The sequence below is a fragment of the Labrenzia sp. THAF191a genome, from assembly GCF_009363335.1.
GTDB lineage: Bacteria > Pseudomonadota > Alphaproteobacteria > Rhizobiales > Stappiaceae > Roseibium > Roseibium algicola.
Map to the genome: position 1 here is coordinate 877,032 of NZ_CP045333.1, position 22,210 is coordinate 899,241.

Here is a 22,210-nt window from a genome sequence, read left to right on the forward strand (position 1 = left end):
GCGCCTGAGACCGGCGGCGGACGGCACCTTGCAAATTCAGGCGCCAGCTTTAGCGGTTTTTTCCGCGTTTGAGAAGAACTCGAGTGTCTCGATTTCGCTGAAATCTTCGGTGTCGACCGGCTTTTGCAGCAGCGAGGCTATCGTCATGGCCCTAACCTCGGTTTCCAGGCGGCGGGTCAGGGCTTTCCGGTCCGTTGTCCGGTCAACCAGAACCGGCTCGCCCCAGCGCACCACCACGTCGAGTGCACCGCGCGAAAAGATGCCCCAAAGATGGCCGGCGAGTTCCATATCGCCATACCAGGCGACATGCGGCCGATGGGCACGACCCATCGGCAGGCCGTAAAAGCCCTGATAGGCGACCGAAAGTGGCTGCACCCAGACTTTCGAGGTTTCGTCCTCGCCGACCGCACGGGTGGCGGCGCCCAGTAGGGCCGAGCGAAACGGCAGGACGCAATTGCCGTCGTTGGAGGTACCTTCGGCAAACAGGACCATCGCGTCCCCGGCAGCCATACGATCGGCGATGGCATCGGCCACCTGGGCGGTTTCCGTGCGCCGGGTGCGATTGACGAACACCGTGCGCTGAAGCTTGGCGAACAGGCCGAAAATGGGCCAGCCTGAAACCTCGGACTTGGCGATGAAGGAGAGAGGCATCAGCGAGCCGACCACGGTGATATCGACCCAGGATGCGTGGTTGGAGGCGATCAGCAACGGCCGGTCCACGGCCGGGGCCCCGATCTGCTCGATCTTGATGCCCACAAGCCGGGTGGCGATCCGGTGCCAGAGCTGGGGTAGTTTGCGCTGCATCTTCAGCCCGAGCTTCACCGCCAGCCACTGAAGCGGGATCAGCACCAGCGAGACCAGCGTCAGAAGGAAGATGATAACCCCGGCCTTGAGCTCAGCCATCGCCCTGATTATCCTTCGGGACATCGAGCGGGACGCCATAAAGTTCCAGCCGGTGATCGACCAGACGGTAACCCAGCTTCTTGGCGATGAATTCCTGCAAGGCCTCGATTTCCTCGTTGCGGAACTCGATGACCTGGCCGGAGCGCAGATCGATCAGATGGTCGTGATGCTCGTCCGGAACGGTTTCATAACGCGACCGGCCATCACGAAAATCGTGCCGTTCGATCATGCCGGCGTCCTCGAACAACTTCACCGTGCGATAGACCGTCGAAATGGAAATGCCAGGATCGATCGCCACGGAGCGGCGGTAGAGTTCCTCGACGTCCGGGTGCTCGTCGGACGCGGCTTCGATGACGGAGGCAATGACGCGACGCTGTTCGGTCATGCGCATACCTTTTTCGATGCACAAGTCCGCTAGCGTTGATTGCCGCTCTTCCGCCATTGCGATGCCGTCCGCTGTCTGTTTCCGATACCGTATCCGTTTCCGCTACAGCGCTTAACCAAGATCGACGCGCATGACAAGCGCGGTGCCGTCTCCTCCACTGTCGCTGTAATAGCCTTTGCGGCTGCCGACTTCCTTGAAGCCGAGCGCCCGGTACAGCAGCAGAGCCGGTTCGTTGGCTGCGTCCACTTCCAGAAAAAGGTGTTTGCAACGTTCACCGTAGAGCCGAAACAGGCCGGCTTCCATCAGCTTCTTGCCGATGCCACGGCCGCGCTGGCGCGGGTGAACCGCAATGGTGATGACCTCGGCTTCGTCGGCAACGGTGCGCACGATCAGGAAACCAAGCGGTGCGCGCGTGCCATAGGGGCTCGCCCGGCGTGCCACCAGAAACATCGTCCCCGCATGCGCTTTCATCCGCGCAAGCTCGTCCGTATTCCATTTGTGCTTGAAACAAAGCGCGTGGATGTCGGCAATCTTTGGTAGATCCTCGTCCAGCGCCTCTTCTATCACCGGCGGCTGGGTCCAGAACCACCAAAAACTCATTGCCGTTCTATCCTTCCCTTCGTTTGCGGTGTCGCATCGGGCGGCCGCAAATAGAGTGGCGAAGGGGATGACCTCGAAGGATCGGCGGAGATCCCCAGTTCCGCGACATCCCGAATACCCGGGAAAGTGCTGCGGGACAATATCGCGCTTTCCGGAAGCCCAAGCTCCCTCGCGATTTTTTCCGATGCCGATCCTGCCAATCTTATGTCCTTGGGCAGGTTCGCCGCAAGATCTGCGATGGTACGGACACCGGCTTCATCGGCAGCGCTGCCGGACGCATGATAAAGCTGGCAATAGACCTCGTCTGCCTTTCCGGTCAGCGCCACCAGCACGGGACCGCCGTCATCCCCTGGCACGGCGGAACGGGCAATGGCTGCCAGGGTCGTTACGCCGACAACCGGCTTTCCGAGCACGAGACCAAAGCCACGGGCAACCGCCAGTCCGACGCGAAGGCCGGTAAAGCTGCCGGGTCCGATGGTCACGGCAACGCGGTCGAGCTCGGAAAAGGTGGTGGACGACTCGGCCATGACCTCACCGATCATGTCCATCAGCTTCTCGGCATGGCCTCGGCCGATCTCCTCGCCGCACGCCTCGAAACACGCGGTTTCGACACCGTCGTCGAGAACGGCGGCGGCGCAATTGGCAAGGGCTGTATCGATGGCGAGGACGCGCATTCCGGTTTGGCTCATGGTTTTCGTGTCCCACATGCCACTACCCCGCCCCGGCCCGCGAGTCGAGCGGGGCTTTGGACCTAAGTCCAAAGGGGGGCTTGCCTTCCACAAAGAATGGGAGTCGAAAATATTAAAGGCCCGGACAAGAGGCCGGGCCTTTGAAATTCTTCAGGAATGCTCCGATCAGATCGGGCGGACTTCTTCGACTTCCGGAACGAAGTGACGCAGCAGGTTCTGGATGCCGTGCTGCAGGGTTGCCGTGGATGACGGGCAGCCGGCGCAGGCACCGCGCATGGACAGATAGACCACGCCTTCCTTGAAGCCCTTGAAGGTGATGTCGCCACCATCCTGCGCCACAGCCGGACGCACCCGGGTTTCCAGGAGTTCCTTGATGGTGCTGACAGTGTCCGCGTCACCTGCCTCGAAGAATTCACCTTCCTCGATATTTTCCGCTTCGCTGGTGGCCATGACCGGCTGACCGGACATGAACTGCTCCATGATCACGCCCAGGATGGCGGGCTTCATGTGCTGCCAGTCGGTTTCGTCCTTGGTCACGGTCACGAAGTCGTGGCCGAAAAAGACCGCGACCACGCCCGGCACGTCGAACAGTTTCTGTGCAAGAGGCGACACCCCGGCGTCCGCCCTGGAGCGGAAATCGTAGGTTCCCTCCGGCAGGACAACCCGTCCCGGCAGGAATTTCAGTGTCGCCGGATTGGGAGTGGCTTCGGTTTGAATGAACATCTTGTCTCGTCCTTGCGCTTCAGGTCGCGCCCATGTTGCCGGCTTCGTTTTGCGCCTCACCTCCATCGCAAAACGCCGATGAATGTTTCTAACGTATCTCTCGGCAGTTTGGAACCGTTAAAAACTAGATAGGTGCAGATCATTCCTGGTCAAGCCGTCTTCTTGAATCCGCCAGCCCTGCGATCGCTCGTCAAGCCAGCGCGGCGATGGAATCATCATCCAGGTTACCCGGCACGATCGTCACCGGAATGGGGAAGGTTCCCGCGGATTTTCCGGCAATCGACGACACCAGCGGTCCCGGCCCTTCGGAGCCCGTGCTGGCGGCCAGGATCAGGATGGCGATGTCGGCATCCGCCTCGATCAGCTCCATGATCTCCTCGGCCTTTGTCCCTTCCCGCACCACCGATTCCGGTTCGGTACGGGCAACGGACCGCACGCGCTCGGCGGCTTTCGCAAGTGCTGCCTCGGCTTCTTCCTGGGCTTCCGCCCGCATGATGTCTTCAACCCCCAGCCAATGCTGGAAGTCCCCAGGTGCAATGATGAAGACCAGCGTCACGACGCCGCCGGTCCGGGCCGCCCGTTTTGCGGCATATACGATCGCCCGGTCACATTCGGGCGTCTCGTCGACCACGACCAGAAACTTCCGGCGGTGGCCTTCCTCGTTGCTTTTTCTGATAGCTACCATGGGCCGCATGCTGCCACCGGTCCGCGCACTCCGCAAGCGGCGAAATCGCCGCGCACGGAGCGCTCAACCGGTGTCTTTCCGCATGCCTCCTAGAGGATGAACTTCGACAGGTCGACGTTCTTGGCAAGGTCGCCGATGTTGTCGCGAACGAATTTGCCCGTGATCTCCACCTCTTCACCCGGACGGTCCGGCGCCGTGAAGGAAATCTCGTCGAGAATGCGCTCCATCACCGTCTGCAGACGGCGGGCACCGATGTTCTCGACAGAGGCATTGAGATCAACCGCAATCGAGGCGATCTCGTCGATGGCATCCTCTGTGAAGTTCAGTGTGACCTTTTCTGTTTCCATCAGCGCCACATACTGCTTGATGAGGCTGGCTTCCGGTTCGGTCAGGATCGCACGGAAATCGTCCTTGTCGAGCGCACGCAGCTCGACCCGGATCGGCAGGCGGCCCTGCAGCTCCGGCAAAAGGTCCGAAGGCTTGGCGACGTGGAATGCACCGGAAGCGATGAACAGGATGTGGTCGGTCTTGACCGGCCCGTGCTTGGTGGAGACCACCGTTCCTTCGATCAGCGGCAGCAGGTCACGCTGCACGCCTTCACGAGAGACATCGGCTCCCGCACGGCCTTCACGGGCACAGATCTTGTCGATCTCGTCCAGGAAGACGATGCCGGAATTCTCGACAAGTGAAATTGCCTCTTCCACCACCTTGTCGTCGTCGAGCAGTTTGTCGGATTCCTCGTTGATCAGGAGCTGGTAGCTGTCGCGAACGGTGGTGCGTTTGGTCTTGGTCTGGCCGCCGAACGCCTTGCCCAAGAGGTCGGAGACATTCATCACCCCGACGCTGGCACCCGGCATGCCCGGCAGATCAAAGCTCGGCATCTGTGCCTGGGCCCGGACCTCGACCTCGATTTCCTTCTCGTCCATTTCGCCATTGCGCAGCTTGGTGCGGAAGCTGTCCCGGGTTGCCGGGCTTGCGTTCTTGCCGACCAGCGCATCCAGCACGCGTTCCTCGGCCAGCATGTGTGCCTTGGCCTTCACCGCTTCGCGCTTCTGGTCGCGCACCAGCGTGATGCCGGCTTCCACCAGATCACGGACGATCTGCTCCACGTCGCGGCCGACATAGCCGACCTCTGTGAACTTGGTGGCTTCCACCTTGGTGAAGGGGGCATTTGCCAGCTTTGCCAGACGGCGGGAAATCTCGGTCTTGCCGACGCCGGTCGGGCCGATCATCAGGATGTTCTTCGGCAGAACTTCCTCGCGCATCTGGCCTTGCAGCTGCTGGCGGCGCCAGCGGTTGCGCAATGCAATTGCGACCGCGCGCTTGGCATCTTTCTGGCCGACGATGTAGCGGTCGAGTTCGGAAACGATCTCACGCGGAGAAAAATCGGACATTGTTTAAGACACGCCTTCTTTACTTACGAGTTCCATCAGCAGGCAGTCGCCGGTGCGTCCCAGAAGCGCTTCGATCTCCTGAAAGCCCGCCTTGCGATAGGCCTTCAGGGCCCTGAGATTGGCCGGATCCGGATCGATGATGATCCGTTCGTGACCTTCCTCGCGCAACTGGCGGACAAACGCCTGCAAAGTTCTTGTTCCAAGTCCCCGGGACAGATCTTCCTCGAATGCAATCGAGAGGTCGACACCGACGGCCTCTGCCGGCAGCCGCTCCAGCCAGGGATAATCCGCCGCAAATGCGCTTCCCTGCTGATCGCCGACAAACCAGGCCTGGATATAGCCCTTGTCGATGCCGTCTTCCTGGAAGATGAAGGGCCGGGTCGTATCCCTGCCTTCGACCATGTCCCGGATGTTGCTCAACTCTTCGTCCGGATCGCCCCACCATTGCCGCCAGTGCGGCCGCGCCAACCAATTCGCCAGCGTGGGCAAATCGTCGGCGGTGACGGGGCGAAACGAAATCATCGGCCCCTACTCGGCCGTATCCAGCGACTCGACCGTCACGCTGGCGTTCGTGTAAACGCAGATTTCGGCTGCAACCGCCATCGCCTTGCGGGCTATGGTTTCTGCGTCATAGTCGGTATCTGCCAGGGCACGTCCGGCCGCGAGTGCATAGTTGCCGCCAGAACCGATACCCATGACACCCCCTTCGGGCTCCAGAACGTCGCCGGTACCGGTCAGCACCAGCGACACGTTCTTGTCGGCCACCAGCATCATCGCTTCCAGCCGGCGCAGATAGCGGTCGGTCCGCCAGTCCTTGGCAAGTTCCACGCAGGCGCGCATCAATTGGCCGGGATACTGTTCCAGCTTCGCTTCAAGGCGCTCGAACAGGGTGAAGGCATCGGCGGTTGCACCGGCGAAACCGGCAATAACCTCGCCCTTGGCCAGCAGGCGTACCTTGCGGGCGGTGTGCTTGATCACTGTCTGGCCGAGGGAGACCTGGCCGTCACCGGCGATCACCACCTTGCCACCCTTGCGCACCATCATGATCGTCGTACCGTGCCACTGGGCCGGTTCGCGCGTTTCGCTCATTCAATCCTCTTGGCAATCTTCATGGTCATCTTGTCTGCCGCCCTATGTAGGCGGCAAATCCGGTATTTCCAAGCAGTCAATGGGATGCGGCCCTGTTAAGCCCGGCTATGGAGCCGGCCGAAATCGGCTCAAGACACACATTTTCAGTGCGATTTCGGCCGGCAATTCGAAACCTCAGTGCGACATCTCGATCCGGGTTGCCCGCAAAAGTGCGTCCACCAGCTTGTCGAGCTGGCCGCCTGCCCGTTCATCGGAAAGTTCGCCCTTGTCGTCGAACGCGCCCGCCGCTTTCGGTACGGCCACCATCTGCGGCAGGACCATTGCTCCAAGGCCGACTTCCAGAATGGTGCGCATGCCGATCAGACCGCGCATGCCACCGAACGCGCCGGTCGAAGCTGCACCGAGCGCAAAGACCTTGGTCTTGTAGGGATCGCCCGGTTCCTTCACGCGGCTGATCCAGTCCAGAGTGTTTTTCAGCAGCGGCGAGATGCCGGCGTTATATTCCGGACAGGACAGAAAAATGCCATCCTGCGCCAGGAACAAGCGTTTGAGTTTCCTGGCATTTTCCGGAACGCCATTCGTATCTTCCAGATCGCCGTCGTAGATCGGCAACGGATAGTCCTTCAGCGACAGATGCGTCACCTGAGCATCCAGGATCGCAAGTTTCTTGGCGGCCAGCGCCGTCAGTCTGCCGTTGAAGGAACCGCTTCGGACCGAGCCCGAGCAAACGAGGATCTTCGGATTGCGCATCAGAACCTACCCTACAAATGTCCGGCTCGCGCGTAGCACCGCGGTGAACCGCCTGAGGGCAAGTTTAGGGCGCTTTTCGGGAAATGGGAGTGCTTCCTGCCCGCTGTCCCCTGCCGTCTGAACCTTCAATGGGCCTTGCGGTAAACCCAGACGCGTGCCGGAGGCAGGTTTTTCCAGACCCAGTCCGAACTGAAGACGGAGACAGAGCGGTTGTCCGGTTTCACCGGAGCGACCAGCCCGTAGGAAAACTGGATGAAGGGCGCGCCCGGCTTCAGAATTTCCAGAGCTTCCGCCAGCAGCGCCTTGCGGACCGTTTCCGGTCGCGTCAGCAGCGGCAGGGACGAGACGATGCCGTCAAGCGAATGGCGCTGGTCTTCCGCTGCTGACAGCGTATCGCCGGCGCGCGAAAGGGTGGCGCCAAGGGCGTAGGCATCACCCTGGACAATTTTCAGGCCGGGGTATCTGCGGGTCAGCAGTTCGCAAAATTCCGGGCAATACTCGATGAGCCTGAGCTGCTGGGAGGAAAATCCGCGATCCAGAATCGCCTTCGTGACGACGCCGGTTCCCGGCCCGAGTTCCACAACTCTTGAATGGGGACGCGGTGTCAGAAAGGAGGCCATCTTGGCGGCGAGCTCGGGCCCGGAAGGGGCGACGGCACCGGTTCGAAGCGGGTTCTGGGCCCAGGAACGGATGAATTTGACTTCATCGAGCACCTTCGCCCGAACGGCACTTGCCTTCTCAAGCTTTTCCCGAAAAGCTTCCCGGCGCGAGCTATTGCGTTTCAGCATCTTTCCTCACTCACATCCCCCACGCGGGGAATATAGGAGTGATTGCAATAAGATGCCATGGGCAAGCGCACATATTGCACGCATACGTCACCCTTTGCAGACTGCTTATGCACCGAGATTATCGATGAAATCCTTCACCTTGGAGAAAAACCCAGCCGATTCAGGATGGTTTTCACCGGAGGATTCCTTCTCGAATTCCGCCAGAAGCTCACGTTGGCGCCGGGTCAGATTGGTCGGTGTTTCGACCGTGACCTGAATATACATGTCGCCGTGCTGGCTGGAACGCATGATCGGCATGCCCTTGCCGCGCAAACGGAACTGCTTTCCGGTCTGGGTGCCTTCGGGCACCTTCACGCGGCTGGTAGACCCTTCGACCGTCGGCACGTCGAACTGACCGCCCAGTGTCGCGGTCGACATGGAAATCGGCACGCGGCAGTAAAGATCGGCGCCATCGCGCTGGAAAAGCTCGTGCGGCCTTATGGAGAGGAAGATATAGAGATCGCCCGCGGGGCCACCGCGCACGCCTGCTTCACCCTCGCCTGCCAGCCGAATACGGGTTCCGTCCTCGATACCGGCCGGAATGTTGACCGATAGCGTGCGCTCCTGGGTCTTGCGTCCGGAGCCGCTACAGCTTTCGCACGGATCGGTAATCACCTGGCCGCGTCCCTGACAGCTCGGACAGGTGCGTTCCAGCGTGAAGAAGCCCTGCGCGGCACGCACGCGGCCTGCCCCGCCACAGGTGCGGCAGGTCGTCGGGCTGGTTCCGGGCTTTGCGCCCGAACCGGAGCAGTCGTCACAGGTAACGCTGGTGGGAACCTCTATCTCCACCGTCTTTCCGGTGAAGGCATCCTCCAGCGTGATATCCAGATTGTAGCGCAGGTCCGCACCGCGCTCGCGTCCGCCCGACCGGCGGCTACCGCCGCCACCCATGCCGAAGAATTCCTCGAAGATATCGGACATGGTGGAGGAAAAATCGTGGGCGCCGGCACCGCCGCCGCCAAAACCACCGTTTTCGAAGGCCGCATGGCCGAAACGGTCATAGGCTGCACGCTTCTGGCTGTCCTTCAGCGTGTCATAGGCCTCGTTGACTTCCTTGAACTTGGCTTCGGCGGCCTCGTCACCCGGATTGCGGTCCGGGTGAAATTGCATGGCCATCTTGCGGTAGGCGCTTTTCAGCGCTTTTTCGTCCGCCTCACGCGAAACACCCAGCACCTCATAGAAATCACGTTTCGACATCAAGATCTTCCGGTCTTGTTGTTGCACCGCCGGCGGCCTGGCAAATGCCGGCGCCAATTACGGCGAAGGCGCCGCGCACAAGTGCCCTTTCATCAGGCAGTCGAGCGACCGGCGCCAGGATTGGACCAGCCAGCCGGTTACCGGCTGGCTGGTATTTTTCGGTTATGCGGATTTTTTGTCGTCGTCTTCTTTGACTTCTTCAAAATCCGCATCAACGACATCGTCTTCGGCCTTGGCTTTCGGATCGGCTTCCTCGCCGTCTTCTGCCTGGGCGTCAGCCTGAGCTGCCTGATACATGGCTTCGCCAAGTTTCATGGAAGCTTCTGCCAGAGCCTGGGTCTTGGCCTTGATGTCTTCCAGGTCTTCACCTTCAAGAGCAGACTTCAGGGAGGCGAGCGCGGTCTCGATTGCGGACTTGTCGTCCTCGGAAACCTTGTCGCCGTAATCCTTCAGGGACTTGTCGGTGGAGTGCACCAGGGATTCGCCCTGGTTCTTGGCTTCCACCAGTTCCTTCCGCTTCTTGTCCTCATCGGCGTGGGATTCAGCGTCCTTGATCATCTGGTCGATGTCGCTGTCGCTGAGGCCGCCGGAGGCCTGGATGCGGATCTGCTGTTCCTTGCCGGTGCCCTTGTCCTTCGCGGACACGTTGACGATACCGTTGGCGTCGATGTCGAAGGTGACTTCGATCTGCGGAACGCCGCGCGGTGCCGGCGGCAGGCCGACCAGGTCGAACTGACCGAGGATCTTGTTGTCCGCAGCCATTTCGCGCTCACCCTGGAAGACACGGATGGTCACGGCCGTCTGATTGTCTTCAGCGGTCGAGAACACCTGGCTCTTCTTGGTCGGGATCGTCGTGTTGCGGTCGATCAGACGGGTGAAGACACCGCCAAGCGTTTCGATGCCGAGCGACAGCGGGGTCACGTCGAGCAGCAGAACGTCCTTGACGTCGCCCTGCAGAACGCCGGCCTGGATCGCAGCGCCCATGGCCACGACTTCGTCCGGGTTCACACCCTTGTGCGGGTCCTTGCCGAAGAAGGTCTTCACGGTTTCCTGGATCTTCGGCATGCGGGTCATGCCGCCGACCAGAACCACTTCGTCGATTTCACCCGGAGCAAGACCTGCGTCCTTCAGAGCGGCTTTCATCGGCTCGATGGTGCGCTTGACCAGATCCTCAACCAGCGACTCGAACTTGGCGCGGGTGAGTTTCAGCGTCAGGTGCTTCGGACCGGAAGCGTCCGCCGTGATGAACGGCAGGTTGATTTCGGTCTGGGAAGAGGACGACAGTTCGATCTTCGCCTTTTCCGCAGCTTCCTTCAGGCGCTGCAGGGCCAGCTTGTCGTTCTTCAGGTCGATGCCCTGGTCCTTCTTGAACTCGGACGCGAGGTAGTCGACGAGAACCATGTCGAAGTCTTCACCGCCGAGGAAGGTGTCGCCGTTGGTGGACTTCACTTCGAAGACACCGTCGCCGATTTCCAGGACGGAGACGTCGAACGTACCGCCACCAAGGTCATAGACCGCGATGGTTTTACCGTCGTTCTTGTCGAGACCGTAGGCAAGCGCTGCTGCCGTCGGCTCGTTGATGATGCGCAGGACTTCAAGACCCGCGATCTTGCCGGCATCCTTGGTTGCCTGGCGCTGCGCGTCGTTGAAGTATGCCGGAACGGTGATGACCGCCTGGGTCACTTTTTCGCCGAGATAGCTCTCTGCGGTTTCCTTCATCTTCTGAAGGATGAAAGCGGACACCTGGGACGGGGAGTATTTGTCGCCGTTGGCTTCCACCCATGCGTCGCCATTGTCGGCCTTGACGATCTCGAACGGGACAAGCTTCTTGTCCTTGTCGACGGTCGGATCGCTGTACCGGCGACCGATCAGGCGCTTGACTGCAAAAAGGGTGTTGGTCGGGTTCGTGACCGCCTGGCGTTTTGCCGGCTGGCCGACGAGACGCTCGCCATCGTCGGAGAAGGCCACCATCGACGGGGTGGTGCGGGCGCCTTCTGCGTTTTCAATTACCTTGGAATCCTTGCCGTCCATTACGGCGACGCACGAGTTCGTCGTGCCGAGGTCGATACCAATGACCTTTGCCATATCTGCCTCTCTTTCTAGCAAACCGGATAGACCCAAAAAGGCGTCATTCCGGCTCCTCTCAGTTGGGTTCCGGGTTCCCCCGGACATCGCGCCTGAACGCTAGGCTCATGATTTGGCGCGAAGCTTGACCGCTATATAGGTGGATGAAACTTTGCCTGCAAGACATCTGTCCACTGACATTTCACAGACCTTCCGTTCTTCGCCGATATTTCTTCCCAGATCGTTACCAGCATTGTCAGCTTTGCGAATTCCACATGCAATCGGCACATGGAGACGAGGTTTTGCTCAAACCTTGCGGACAATACGGCTAACATCGCCCCGTCACCGCGATACCAACGCGGAAAGGAGACCTGAATTGCAAGATCCCAGCCTCTGGAATCGGCTTCAAGCCTGCCACCCGGACGAAGTGGAAGCGGATTTCCCGTTCTCCGCGCGCCTTGCCCGAGACAATGGCTGGAGCAAAAGCTTTGCGGGGCGGGTCGTTGTCGAATATCTGCGGTTTGCCTATCTCAGCCGGCTTGGTAAAGGCATCGTGACGCCGAGCGACGAAGTGGACCAGGCCTGGCATCTGCACCTGACCTACACCAGACATTACTGGGGCCCCTTCAAGGAAGCGCTCGAAGGTCCGCTGCATCACATGCCGACAAAAGGCGGCCCGGAACAGGAAGTCCGGTTCCGGCAGGCCTATGCAAGAACACTCCGGCTTTACCGGTCGGAATTCGGCGAACCGCCTGTGGACATCTGGCCACCGGAGGAAATCCGGTTCGGCAAGGCGCCGGGCTTTGTCCGCGTGAATGCGCAGGATGTGTGGATCATCCGCAAGCCGGACTGGCCGAACCAGCTCGCAAGACAAGCCGGGAAGGTTGCGAATGCGCCCACCGCAGTTCACTGCGCCCTGCTGGCCGCCATATCTCTGCTTCTAGGCACCAGGCTGGCCTTCGCCCATGGCGAGGCGCAAGGCGATACCCTCATCGAGAGACTGCGCAACATGGTCTGGCACTGGGCCACCATGCACACGGCCGAATTCCTGATTTCCCTGTTCATCATCGCCGTGGTGCTGATCATCCTCTTCAAGAAATCGACCGGTGGAAATTCTTCCGGATGCAGTTCAGGCTGCGGCACCAGCAGCAGCGGTGACGGAGGCGGCGGTGGCAGCTCCGGCTGCAGCGGTTGCGGCGGGGGCGACTGACGACCGGCGACAATTGACCATGCAGGAAAATCCCATAAACGGCCTGAGCGGGCTTTACTATCTGCCGGGTTATTTCGACCGCGAGGGCCAGGAACAGCTCCTGGCACATATCCGAGCGATCGTCGCCGAAGCGCCCTTGTTCCAGCCGGTAATGCCGAAAACCGGAAAGCCCTTTTCGGTGCGCATGAGCAACTGCGGGCCGCTCGGCTGGGTGTCGGATATCCGAGGCTATCGCTACCAGCCGGCGCACCCCGAAACCGGCCGGCCATGGCCAGCCATGCCGGATGCCTTGACGCACCTGTGGAAGGACGTTGCCGGTGCGGCGCCACCACCCGAAGCCTGCCTGATCAATTTCTATGATCCCAGCGCCCGCATGGGCCTGCACCAGGACAGGGATGAACAGATGTTCGAAGCCCCGGTCGTCTCGGTTTCCCTGGGAGACACTGCGACCTTCCGTGTTGGCGGCGTGAACAGGAAGGATCCTACCAAATCCTTCCGCCTTCAATCCGGTGACGTCGTCGTACTCGGCGGCGAGGCTCGACTGGCCTTTCACGGTATCGATCGCGTGTTGAAGGGAACTTCGACGCTTCTGAAAAACGGCGGCCGCATCAACCTGACCCTTCGGCGCGTCACGCCACCCTGAATTCTTACGTTTCCACGTAGGTTGCCTCGAAGCTCACCGGAAAATTTACCGAGCGGGCGATGAAGCAGACCTTGTGGATCTCGTGGTGGATCGCGTCGGCCGTTGCCAGGTCCGTACCCTTGGGCACGGTGATGACCGGCTTCAGCACAGCGCGCAGAAAACGGCCGGCTCCGGAAGGCTCGGTTTCCCCCGTCGCATCCGGCACGTCCTCGTATCCCATGACGGCAATGCCAGCATCGCTTGCCAGATGCAGATACCAGAGCATGTGGCAGCTCGCCAGGGAGGACAGGAGCAAGTCCTCCGGATTATGGAGCGCGGGATTTCCGCCCAGTAGCGGGTCGTTCGAACAGGAAACCGGAGGCTTTCCAGGTGTTCGTATCTCCCAGGTTCGGTCATAGGACCTGTAGCTCTTCGTCCCCTCGCCCCGGTTTCCCGTCCAGTGGATGAGGGATGTGTAGACGTGCTCTTTGCTCATGCTTCCTCCAAAATGTATACATTTATACATTTTTGATTTACAGGCTGCTGTCAAGGCTCTATTGAAAATTTCGGGAGGTGCCATGTCCGCAGAAAAAATCGCAGCCACGCTCGAAACCGATATCGTCTCCGGGATCTTCCGGCCGGGTGAGGAACTGAAACAGGGAGAGCTTGCTGCCCGCTTTTCGGTCAGTCGCATTCCCGTGCGCGACGCCCTGCAGCTGATGGCCGCACGGGGCCTGATCGACCTTGAGCGCAATCGACGGGCTCGAGTGATCAGTCTTACCCCCGCGGAGATTGATGAGGTCTACCATCTGCGCGTGCTTCTGGAGACCGATTGCCTACGGCAATCAATCCAGCGGCTGGAAGCGGACGATCTTGTGAATATCGAAGCAGCCCTTGCCCACTCCAGCATAGACGCGGCAACCGACCGTTGGGCCGACGGCGACTGGGCCTTTCACAAGAGCCTTTATATGCCTGCAAGACGCCCAAGAGAGCTGGCGATGATCGAGGATCTTCGGCGGACCTGCCGCATTCACATTGCCGGCTACGGCGTCCTGCCGACGCTCACCGACAGGTGGCTGAAGGACCATGAAGAGCTGGTGGCAGCGATGAAATCACGCACGGAAGACCAGGCGGCAGACATTCTGGCCCGCCATATCGCGGACGCGCGGCAGACATTGCTGGACGCAATGCCCGGCTGAACCTTCAGCGTGCCAACCGAGCCTCAGAAAAGCATGTAGGTCGCCACGACCGCACAGGCTGCAATGACCCACAAGGCAGCCCGCCCCGAGCGGGTGTGACGTGCCTCTGCACGGCCAATTGCTTCTGCGGTCTCGTCATCGAACCTGAGGCCGCCCTGTGTCATCCTTTCCAGCTCTTCCGACATCCGACCGATCCTGTCGGCAAAGAGCGGCATGTCGTTGGCAATGCGCGCCAGTGCCGACAGCGCATCGCCGGCATCACGCAGTTTGCCGACCGGACCAAGGTTGTCCTTGATCCAGGTGCCGACAACGGGTTCCGCCGTCCGCCACATGTCGAGATTGGGATTGAGCGAACGCGCCACGCCTTCGACCACAACCATGGTCTTCTGCAACATGATCAGCTGGGTCTGGGTGCTCATCTCGAAGAGTTCCGTCACTTCGAACAGCTGGGTCAGCAGGCGGGCCATGGAGATTTCGCTGGCATCGTGACCGTGGATAGGCTCGCCGATGGCACGGATCGCCTGGGCGAACATGTCGACATCCTGATGCGCAGGCACATAGCCGGCCTCGAAATGCACCTCCGCCACCCGTCTGTAGTTGCGGGTGATGAAGCCGAACAGGATTTCTGCCAGAAACCGGCGTTCGCGCTTGTTGAGACGGCCGATGATGCCGAAGTCGACGGCAACCAGGGTGCCGTCGGGCTCAACGAAGAGATTGCCCTGGTGCATGTCTGCATGAAAGAAGCCGTCGCGCAGCGTGTGGCGCAGGAAGCTCTGGATGACGGCAGCCCCCAGCGCTTCCAGGTCATGGCCATCTTCCTTGAGACCCTCGACGTCCGACATCTTGCGGCCGTCGATCCATTCCATGGTCAACACGCCCTTGGCGGTGCGCAGCCACTCGACAGCCGGAACGCGGAACCCCGGATCGTCAGCGGTGTTCTCGGCCATTTCCGACAGGGCCGCGGCCTCCAGGCGGAAGTCCATTTCCATCGCGACCGACTGGGCCAGCGTGTCCACGACCGCGACCGGCCGAAGGCGCCGTGAGGGCGGATGGAACCTTTCGGCCAGGCGGGCAACGAGATAGTAGCTTTCAAGATCGCGCTGGAAGCGGCGGGAAACGCCCGGCCGCAGCACCTTGACCGCAACCTTTCGCTCCGTGCCGTCCTGATCGATGATCACGGCCGGATGAACCTGGGCAATCGAGGCGGCGGCAACGGCTTCGCCGAAGGACACGAAGACCTCATCCAGCGGCTTGCCGAGCTGCTCGGCCACCGCGGCGCAGGCCGCATCATGATCGAACGCCGGCAACCGGTCCTGAAGGGCTGACAGTTCGCGTGCGGCTTCCTTGCCGACCACATCGGCCCGGGTCGCCAGGAACTGGCCAAGCTTCACATAGGACGGTCCAAGCTTGTTCAGCGCGTCGGACAGACGAAGGTCTGCCCGCTTGTTGCGAACCGACCGGCGCTCCAGAAGCCGCGCCATGGCAATGGCGAACCGAGGCCCGGCTGGCAGGTCCGGAAGCGAAACGAGGCCGAAAACGCCCTCGCGCGCCATCACGAAACCCGCCCGCGCCAGGCGGAGAAAAGGCATCACGGGAAGGGCCATGTATCAGAGTTTCCAGCCGTAATGCAGGGCGGCGATACCGCCGGAATAGTTGCGGTAGCCGACACGCTCGAACCCGGCTTCGCGGATCATGTCCGCAAAGCGTTCCTGGTTCGGGAAATTGCGGATCGATTCCACCAGATACTTGTAAGGGTCACCGTCCCCTGTTACCCAGCGGCCCATGGCCGGGATCGCGTTGAAGGAAAAGGTGTCATAGACCTTGTCGAGCATCGGCACGTCGACTTCGGAGAACTCCAGACACATGAAGCGGCCACCCCGCTTCAGGACCCTGCGCGCTTCCCGCAGCGCCTTGGGAATATCCGGGACGTTGCGGATGCCGAAGGCAATCGTATAGGCATCGAAACTCTTGTCGGGAAACGGCAGTTCCTCGGCATTGCCCTGGCTGAAAGTAATGAGATCCGACAGACCGGCCTTTTCGGCCCGGTCGCGGCCGACGCCGAGCATGCTTTCGTTAATGTCGCATACCACGGCACGGGCCGTGTCGTTGGACCGGCGAACCACACGGGTGGCGATGTCGCCGGTTCCGCCGGCCACATCCAGCAGCCGCCAGTTGGAGGCAGCTGTCTTGGGCGGTGCCAGGAACGAGACCATGGCGTCCTTCCAGACCCGGTGAAGGCCGCCGGACATGAGGTCGTTCATGAGGTCGTAGCGCTCGGCAACCTTGTGAAACACATCGTCCACCAGCGCCTGCTTTTGCCCTTCGGCAACCTTGGTAAAGCCGAAACTGGTCGGCATTTCTTCCGGTGCGCGGTTCGACCTGGCCGAATGCCCCTGTGCCTGTTGCGTCATGAAAGCGCCTCCAAGATCACCCCGCGCCGCGCCAAGACTGCCGGGCGGCGGCGGGTTCGATCACTTCTTACCCGTTGGACAAGCCACCTGTTGAAAGAGCTGGCGGATTGCCGTTTCGAAACTATCTTCAAAGTGCGCCGGACCATAGTACAAGCCATTGGCAAGCGCTATCTGTGCCGGCCACCAAAAACCATATGCCGCAGGCCTATAGCCTGCCATGACAGCGGATACCAGACCTCTCATGCCCGAACTCCCGGAAGTCGAAACCGTCAAGCGCGGCCTTGCCCCCACTTTCGAAGGGGCTCTGATTGCCAAGGTCGACCAGAACCGGCCCGATCTGCGCTTTCCTTTTCCGGACGGTTTCGCCGACCGCTTGACCGGACGACGGCTGACCGTGCTGTCGCGCCGGTCGAAATACCTGTTGGGCGATGTCGACAGCGGCGATGTTCTGGTCATGCACCTTGGCATGTCTGGATCGTTCCGGATCGAAAACGATCTTTCCGAGGATACGCCAGGTGCCTTTGCCCATGCGCGCAGCAAGGACCCGAAACACGACCACGTCGTCTTCCATCTGGAGACCGTTGACGGCGGGCGAGCCCGGATCGTCTACAACGACCCGCGCCGGTTCGGCTTCATGGATCTCATTGCCCGTCCCGTGCTCGCAGACCATCCCTTTTTCCGTGAGCTCGGCCTGGAGCCACTCGGCAACGACCTTGGCGGCGAAACACTGGCGCGGCTTTTCAATGGCCGGAAGACACCGCTGAAGGCGGCCCTGCTCAACCAGAAACTGATTGCGGGCCTTGGCAACATATATGTGTGCGAAGCGCTCTGGCGCACCGGGCTCAGCCCGGAACGGGCTGCCGGCACGCTGGTGACGAAAACAGGCAAGCCGACAAAAAAGGCGGAAGAACTGGCCGCCAATATCCGCGCCACCCTGGAAGACGCCATCCGGGCGGGCGGGTCCTCGCTGCGCGATCACACCCAGGCAGACGGCACACTTGGCTACTTTCAGCACTCGTTTGCCGTCTACGACCGCGAAGGCCAAGCCTGCCGGACACCAGGCTGCAAGGGCACCGTCGCCCGGCTGGTCCAGTCCAACCGGTCAACCTTCCACTGCCCGGCCTGCCAGAGCTGACTTGTCCTATCGGTCAAGCTTGCCAGACCCGCCCGACCTCGGGTAGGCATTGCCGGTGAAGTACACGTCCAGGAAACCGCAGGCACCAGGAGCCGGGCTCGAGAAAGACCTGGTCATCCGGCCCGGCGCGGTTTCCAGCACTGGGAGCGGGCAACATGGGATATGAGAACATCCGCGTCGAAAAACGCGGAAAAGTCGGTCTGATCACTCTGGATCGGCCAAAAGCCTTGAATGCACTCAATTCGGCCCTGGTTGCCGAACTCGGCACGGCGCTTGACGGGTTCGATGCGGACGAGCGGATCGGCTGTATCGTCATCACCGGTTCGGAAAAGGCCTTTGCCGCCGGTGCCGACATCAAGGAAATGCAGCCGCACAATTTTTCGTCCGCCTATCAGACGGACCTGATCACGCCCTTCGACCGGGTTTCGCGCAACCGCAAGCCGATCATCGCCGCCGTGGCGGGCTATGCGCTTGGCGGCGGCTGCGAGCTGGCCATGCTTTGCGACTTCATCATTGCCGCGGACACGGCCAAGTTCGGCCAGCCGGAAATCACGCTCGGCGTTATTCCGGGTGCCGGCGGCACCCAGCGTCTGACGCGGTTCGTCGGCAAGTCCAAAGCCATGGAAATGGTGCTGACCGGCCGCATGATGGACGCGGAAGAAGCCGAGCGCAGCGGTCTCGTCAGCCGTATCGTTCCGGCGGACGACCTGCTTGAAGAAGCGCTGAAAGCGGCTGAAAAGATCGCCGATTTCTCTCTGCCTGTCGTCATGATGGCCAAGGAAAGTGTCGACCGGGCCTATGAAACCACCCTGTCGGAAGGCGTCCGCTTCGAACGGCGCGTGTTCCAGGCCCTCTTTGCCCTGGAAGACCAGAACGAAGGCATGAGCGCCTTCACCGAAAAACGTACGCCGCAGTTCCGGAACAAATAAACTACGGCGTTCAACGATAAAGCCGTTGACGGCGTCCGAAAGCGCGATTATAAGCAGCGCCCAATCGGTGGCGGTTTTCCGCCGCCGTTGTTTTTTGATCGGGTCTTGCAGCTTTGGCTCCCTTGTCCCGATCGCCACCGGACACTAGTCCCAATTACCGATCAGGATAGAGCCCATGGCCAACACACCATCGGCCAAGAAGGCGGCCCGCAAGATTGCCCGCCGGACGGCCACGAACAAAGACCGTCGCAGCCGCGTGCGCACGTTCCTGCGCAAGGTTGAGGAAGCAATTGCTTCCGGCGATCAGGCCGCTGCAAACGAAGCCTTCAAGGTTGCGCAGCCGGAAATCATGCGTGCTGCCGGCAAAGGCACGATGCATGCCAACACGGCCTCCCGGAAGGTTTCCCGCCTCAATGCCCGTATCAAGGCACTCAGCGCGTAACCGACCCGTCATACGACCGTTAAAAAGACCCGGCCACAGTGCCGGGTTTTTTTTAGCCACGCAATTTTGTGGATGACGAAATTTGACAACTCATACGCGCAATATTGCAATTTCTACCGAGTATAATAGTGTCAGGAAAAACGTTTATTTTTCAGATATTTACGCACATGTACCATTGAGAGAAGGCGATCAATCCGGATTCGATACGAGTCAAGCTATCAGTTCCGAAATTTTTTTTGAAATTGTTGTTTTTGAAATGTGACAGGGCGCTTCAGAGCGAAAAGTCATTGCGGTAAAACACATTTGCTCGCTCGCCAGCAGGGGCCAAAAACACAGTGACGCGGGGGGAGAAACCAGCACTTTCCGCCATTCGCAAAAACCCGCTGTTGCCCCTTCGGTCGCGGTCTGTATATTAACAATACGGCTGGCGGGTAAGACCAGCGACCAACTTAAAAACGGTGCTTGGAAAACAATGAAAAAGTTAAACCGGACCATCGCTGAGCACATCAAATCCAGTTCACGGAATGAATACGTTAGCGTATTCGAACACTCAGGCATTTAGCCTGAAGTAACCTACTTCTTTCTCAAGAAAATCTTGAAGAATACTTTTGATCAATAGCGTCACGCTATTGAAGGGGGCGGCTTTGCAATTTCAGGGTGGATATGCAGGAAACGTGACTTCGCAGGAGGCCTTTGACGGCCTTGCCGGGCAGCAGGAAGCAACTCTTATCGACGTGCGCACACAGGCCGAATGGTCCTTTGTCGGGGTGCCGGACCTTCGTCCGCTCGGCAAGGAGCCGATCCTGGCCGAATGGCAGAGCTTTCCGTCGACCGGACCCAATCCGGCATTCGCGGAATCGGTTTCTGATGTTCTGGTCAAAAAAGGACTTGACCGGAACGCGCCAATCTATTTCTTGTGCCGCTCCGGAGCACGGAGCCAAGCAGCTGCGATCGCCCTGACGCAGGCCGGCTTTACGCAGTGCTTCAATATCTCCGATGGTTTCGAGGGCCCACTCGGCCCGGATGGCCACCGTGGGACCCAGTCCGGCTGGAAGGCCGCCGGATTGCCCTGGATTCAAAGTTAGTTACCCTGCCCATCGACAGGGTCAGGTGAAGGGAGATTTTCCTTCGCCATATAAATAACCGTCCCAAAAGGGACATTATAATGCTGCAAAAGCAGCAAGGCGTCGAAGAACGGCTGTGGCGGACTGTTCTTCACATTTACAGGAGGCAGATAACATGCAGGTTCAGGAGGCAGGCGGCTCCGAACAGTGGAAACGGGTGAAGAAGCAGCTTCGCGCAGAATTGGGCGATGATGTTTTTACCAGCTGGTTTGCACGTGTAGACCTCGAGGAACATCAGGACGGCACCGTTCGTCTGTCTGTTCCGACCCGGTTTTTGAAGCAGTGGATTCAGAACAATTACAACGATCAGCTGATGGGCCTCTGGCAGCGTGAATGTGACAACGTTCATCGCATCGAACTGACGGTACGCGGCGCAATCCGCCCACGTCAGGCCCCGATTGCCAAGCCGAGCCTCGCAGCACCCCAGGGCAGCAAGCCGGCGACTGCAGAAACCCGCTCCGACGCACTTTCCGACGCGGCACAGGTAACCCGGGCCCAGGCGGCAACCGCGGCTCTCGGCCGAGGTGAGACCAGCTCGGACAACGCTCGTGACGTCCTGCAAGGTGCGGCGCTCGATCCGAAATACACATTCGAGACCTTTGTCGAAGGCGAGTCCAACAATCTGGCCCTGGCTGCGGCCCGGCAGGTTGCCGCCGGCGGCGCGGTCACATTCAATCCGCTTTACCTGCATGCCTCCGTCGGTCTGGGCAAGACCCACCTGATGCAGGCCGTGGCCGCAAAGGCCCGGGCGTCCGGTCGCAAGGTGCTCTACCTGACGGCCGAGCACTTCATGTACAAATTCGTTGCCGCCCTGAAGTCCCAGTCCGCACTGGCCTTCAAGGAGAACCTGCGCACGATCGATCTTCTGCTGATTGACGACATGCAGTTCCTGCACGGCAAGCAGGTGCAGCAGGAGTTCTGCCACACCCTCAACGCCCTCATCGACGGGGCCCGCCAGGTGATCGTGGCCGCAGACCGCGCGCCTTCCGAACTTGATACTCTCGACGACCGTGTCCGCTCACGCCTGTCCGGCGGTCTGGTGGTCGGTATTCAGGAACCGGATTTCGCACTGCGCCGGAACATCCTGGCCACACGCGTCGATACGGCCCGCAAGACCTACCCGCAATTCGATGTTCCGGAAGGTGTGCTGGATTATGTCGCGCGTCATGTTGCCTCCTCCGGCCGCGACCTTGAAGGCGCGCTCAACCGGCTGATCGCGCACAACCAGCTGACCAACCAGCCGATCACGCAGGAAATGGCCGAGATGACCCTGCGCGACCTGGTTCGCTCCAGCGAGCCGCGCCGGGTGAAGATCGAGGACATCCAGCGGGTGGTCTCCAAGCATTATAATGTCACCAAGGCGGATCTGCTGTCGGCCCGGCGTACCCGGACCATCGTTCGCCCGCGCCAGATCGCCATGTATCTTGCCAAGGTGATGACCCCGCGCTCACTGCCGGAAATCGGTCGCCGGTTCGGCAACCGGGATCACACAACGGTTCTGCACGCTGTCCGCAAGATCGAGGAAATGGCGCGTGCCGACTATGCCCTGGCGCAGGAGCTGGAACTGCTCAAGCGCATGCTTGACGCCTGAGGCGGCAAACTTCGGAAACGGGCCTTTTGCGGATGTCTGCCTGAATTCAAACGGGCATCCGCCAGCCTGATCCCGGATCGTGCTAAACCAAGGTTAAAATACACGATATTCTACCAAAATTGGGGGCGTTCGGGCAGAACGCCCCCTTGCTTTTGGAGCCGGTTAAGGGCAGTGTCGTCCACCCCGCTCCACACCGGAGCCAAGAATATTCAATCAGCCCGGCAGTTCAGCCAGGCGCTTC

General features: G+C 60.4%; 24 protein-coding genes. 8 read left to right on the top strand and 16 right to left on the bottom strand.

The features are described from left to right. Nucleotides 1-36: 36 nt before the first annotated feature. The 13 genes from FIV05_RS04060 to dnaK form a co-directional block, all read right to left on the bottom strand. A complete protein-coding gene (locus FIV05_RS04060) occupies nucleotides 37-903 on the bottom strand; it encodes a lysophospholipid acyltransferase family protein (RefSeq protein WP_022999122.1) in 867 nt (288 codons plus the stop codon). Next, nucleotides 896-1,345, bottom strand: a complete 450-nt coding sequence (locus tag FIV05_RS04065; protein WP_031268709.1) for a Fur family transcriptional regulator — start codon at nucleotides 1,343-1,345, stop codon at nucleotides 896-898. The genes FIV05_RS04060 and FIV05_RS04065 overlap by 8 nt, the downstream gene beginning before the upstream one ends. A 54-nt stretch (nucleotides 1,346-1,399) precedes the next feature. Then, a complete protein-coding gene (gene rimI, locus FIV05_RS04070) occupies nucleotides 1,400-1,888 on the bottom strand; it encodes a ribosomal protein S18-alanine N-acetyltransferase (RefSeq protein ID WP_022999124.1) in 489 nt (162 codons plus the stop codon). Then, nucleotides 1,885-2,562, bottom strand: coding sequence for a tRNA (adenosine(37)-N6)-threonylcarbamoyltransferase complex dimerization subunit type 1 TsaB (tsaB, locus tag FIV05_RS04075; protein ID WP_152511814.1), 678 nt, complete (start codon nucleotides 2,560-2,562; stop codon nucleotides 1,885-1,887). The genes rimI and tsaB overlap by 4 nt, the downstream gene beginning before the upstream one ends. A 180-nt stretch (nucleotides 2,563-2,742) precedes the next feature. Next, complete coding sequence (locus FIV05_RS04080; protein ID WP_152508749.1) at nucleotides 2,743-3,300, bottom strand: NifU family protein; 558 nt, start codon at nucleotides 3,298-3,300, stop codon at nucleotides 2,743-2,745. 190 nt (nucleotides 3,301-3,490) lie between these two features. Then, the gene (locus FIV05_RS04085; RefSeq protein WP_031268712.1) at nucleotides 3,491-3,985 is read right to left on the bottom strand and encodes a universal stress protein; all 495 of its coding nucleotides are present in this window, start codon (nucleotides 3,983-3,985) and stop codon (nucleotides 3,491-3,493) included. 89 nt (nucleotides 3,986-4,074) lie between these two features. Further along, on the bottom strand, nucleotides 4,075-5,379 hold the full coding sequence (gene hslU, locus FIV05_RS04090; protein WP_022999128.1) for an ATP-dependent protease ATPase subunit HslU: 1,305 nt from the start codon (nucleotides 5,377-5,379) through the stop codon (nucleotides 4,075-4,077). Between the two features lie 3 nt (nucleotides 5,380-5,382). Beyond that, on the bottom strand, nucleotides 5,383-5,901 hold the full coding sequence (locus FIV05_RS04095) for a GNAT family N-acetyltransferase (RefSeq protein ID WP_152508750.1): 519 nt from the start codon (nucleotides 5,899-5,901) through the stop codon (nucleotides 5,383-5,385). A gap of 6 nt (nucleotides 5,902-5,907) precedes the next feature. Continuing rightward, the gene (gene hslV, locus FIV05_RS04100) at nucleotides 5,908-6,468 is read right to left on the bottom strand and encodes an ATP-dependent protease subunit HslV (protein ID WP_006935406.1); all 561 of its coding nucleotides are present in this window, start codon (nucleotides 6,466-6,468) and stop codon (nucleotides 5,908-5,910) included. A gap of 174 nt (nucleotides 6,469-6,642) precedes the next feature. Next, complete coding sequence (locus FIV05_RS04105) at nucleotides 6,643-7,218, bottom strand: NAD(P)H-dependent oxidoreductase (protein WP_055657064.1); 576 nt, start codon at nucleotides 7,216-7,218, stop codon at nucleotides 6,643-6,645. Nucleotides 7,219-7,343: 125 nt separating this feature from the next. Next, nucleotides 7,344-8,006: an rRNA adenine N-6-methyltransferase family protein gene (locus FIV05_RS04110; protein ID WP_083660359.1), complete on the bottom strand. Its 663-nt coding sequence runs from the start codon at nucleotides 8,004-8,006 to the stop codon at nucleotides 7,344-7,346. A 105-nt stretch (nucleotides 8,007-8,111) separates the two neighbouring features. Next, complete coding sequence (gene dnaJ, locus FIV05_RS04115) at nucleotides 8,112-9,242, bottom strand: molecular chaperone DnaJ (RefSeq protein WP_152508751.1); 1,131 nt, start codon at nucleotides 9,240-9,242, stop codon at nucleotides 8,112-8,114. Nucleotides 9,243-9,404: 162 nt separating this feature from the next. Then, nucleotides 9,405-11,327 carry a molecular chaperone DnaK gene (gene dnaK, locus FIV05_RS04120; RefSeq protein ID WP_022999135.1) on the bottom strand — a complete coding sequence of 641 codons (1,923 nt, stop codon included), beginning with the start codon at nucleotides 11,325-11,327 and terminating at the stop codon, nucleotides 9,405-9,407. A gap of 355 nt (nucleotides 11,328-11,682) precedes the next feature. Between dnaK and FIV05_RS04125 the strand changes: the two genes are divergently transcribed. Together FIV05_RS04125 and FIV05_RS04130 are read left to right on the top strand one after the other, a co-directional pair. Further along, nucleotides 11,683-12,516, top strand: coding sequence for a hypothetical protein (locus tag FIV05_RS04125; RefSeq protein ID WP_152508752.1), 834 nt, complete (start codon nucleotides 11,683-11,685; stop codon nucleotides 12,514-12,516). Nucleotides 12,517-12,535: 19 nt separating this feature from the next. Further along, nucleotides 12,536-13,159 carry an alpha-ketoglutarate-dependent dioxygenase AlkB gene (locus tag FIV05_RS04130; protein WP_152511815.1) on the top strand — a complete coding sequence of 208 codons (624 nt, stop codon included), beginning with the start codon at nucleotides 12,536-12,538 and terminating at the stop codon, nucleotides 13,157-13,159. A gap of 4 nt (nucleotides 13,160-13,163) precedes the next feature. Here the strand turns inward: FIV05_RS04130 and FIV05_RS04135 are convergent, their stop codons facing one another. Next, complete coding sequence (locus FIV05_RS04135) at nucleotides 13,164-13,634, bottom strand: OsmC family protein (protein ID WP_152508753.1); 471 nt, start codon at nucleotides 13,632-13,634, stop codon at nucleotides 13,164-13,166. An 82-nt stretch (nucleotides 13,635-13,716) separates the two neighbouring features. On the opposite strand from FIV05_RS04135, the gene FIV05_RS04140 reads away from it, so the two are divergent. Further along, nucleotides 13,717-14,337 (top strand): GntR family transcriptional regulator, encoded by a 621-nt coding sequence (locus FIV05_RS04140; protein ID WP_152508754.1) that lies wholly within the window; start codon nucleotides 13,717-13,719, stop codon nucleotides 14,335-14,337. A gap of 23 nt (nucleotides 14,338-14,360) precedes the next feature. Here FIV05_RS04140 and ubiB read toward each other — a convergent pair whose 3' ends face one another. Beyond that, entirely contained in the window at nucleotides 14,361-15,941 is a 1,581-nt protein-coding gene (gene ubiB, locus FIV05_RS04145) for a 2-polyprenylphenol 6-hydroxylase (protein WP_152508755.1), read from the bottom strand. A 3-nt stretch (nucleotides 15,942-15,944) separates the two neighbouring features. Next, the gene (gene ubiE / locus FIV05_RS04150) at nucleotides 15,945-16,694 is read right to left on the bottom strand and encodes a bifunctional demethylmenaquinone methyltransferase/2-methoxy-6-polyprenyl-1,4-benzoquinol methylase UbiE (RefSeq protein ID WP_031268716.1); all 750 of its coding nucleotides are present in this window, start codon (nucleotides 16,692-16,694) and stop codon (nucleotides 15,945-15,947) included. A gap of 295 nt (nucleotides 16,695-16,989) precedes the next feature. Here ubiE and mutM point away from each other — a divergent pair, with 295 nt between their 5' ends. The 5 genes from mutM to dnaA all read left to right on the top strand — a co-directional run bounded on the left by mutM (nucleotide 16,990) and on the right by dnaA (nucleotide 21,969). Then, nucleotides 16,990-17,883, top strand: coding sequence for a bifunctional DNA-formamidopyrimidine glycosylase/DNA-(apurinic or apyrimidinic site) lyase (mutM, locus tag FIV05_RS04155; protein ID WP_152508756.1), 894 nt, complete (start codon nucleotides 16,990-16,992; stop codon nucleotides 17,881-17,883). 155 nt (nucleotides 17,884-18,038) lie between these two features. Then, complete coding sequence (locus tag FIV05_RS04160; protein ID WP_022999145.1) at nucleotides 18,039-18,812, top strand: enoyl-CoA hydratase; 774 nt, start codon at nucleotides 18,039-18,041, stop codon at nucleotides 18,810-18,812. 175 nt (nucleotides 18,813-18,987) lie between these two features. Then, nucleotides 18,988-19,254 (top strand): 30S ribosomal protein S20, encoded by a 267-nt coding sequence (gene rpsT / locus FIV05_RS04165; protein WP_022999146.1) that lies wholly within the window; start codon nucleotides 18,988-18,990, stop codon nucleotides 19,252-19,254. Nucleotides 19,255-19,928: 674 nt separating this feature from the next. After that, nucleotides 19,929-20,339 (top strand): rhodanese-like domain-containing protein, encoded by a 411-nt coding sequence (locus FIV05_RS04170; protein ID WP_152508757.1) that lies wholly within the window; start codon nucleotides 19,929-19,931, stop codon nucleotides 20,337-20,339. Between the two features lie 154 nt (nucleotides 20,340-20,493). Next, nucleotides 20,494-21,969, top strand: a complete 1,476-nt coding sequence (dnaA, locus tag FIV05_RS04175) for a chromosomal replication initiator protein DnaA (protein ID WP_075281739.1) — start codon at nucleotides 20,494-20,496, stop codon at nucleotides 21,967-21,969. Nucleotides 21,970-22,210: the final 241 nt, after the last annotated feature.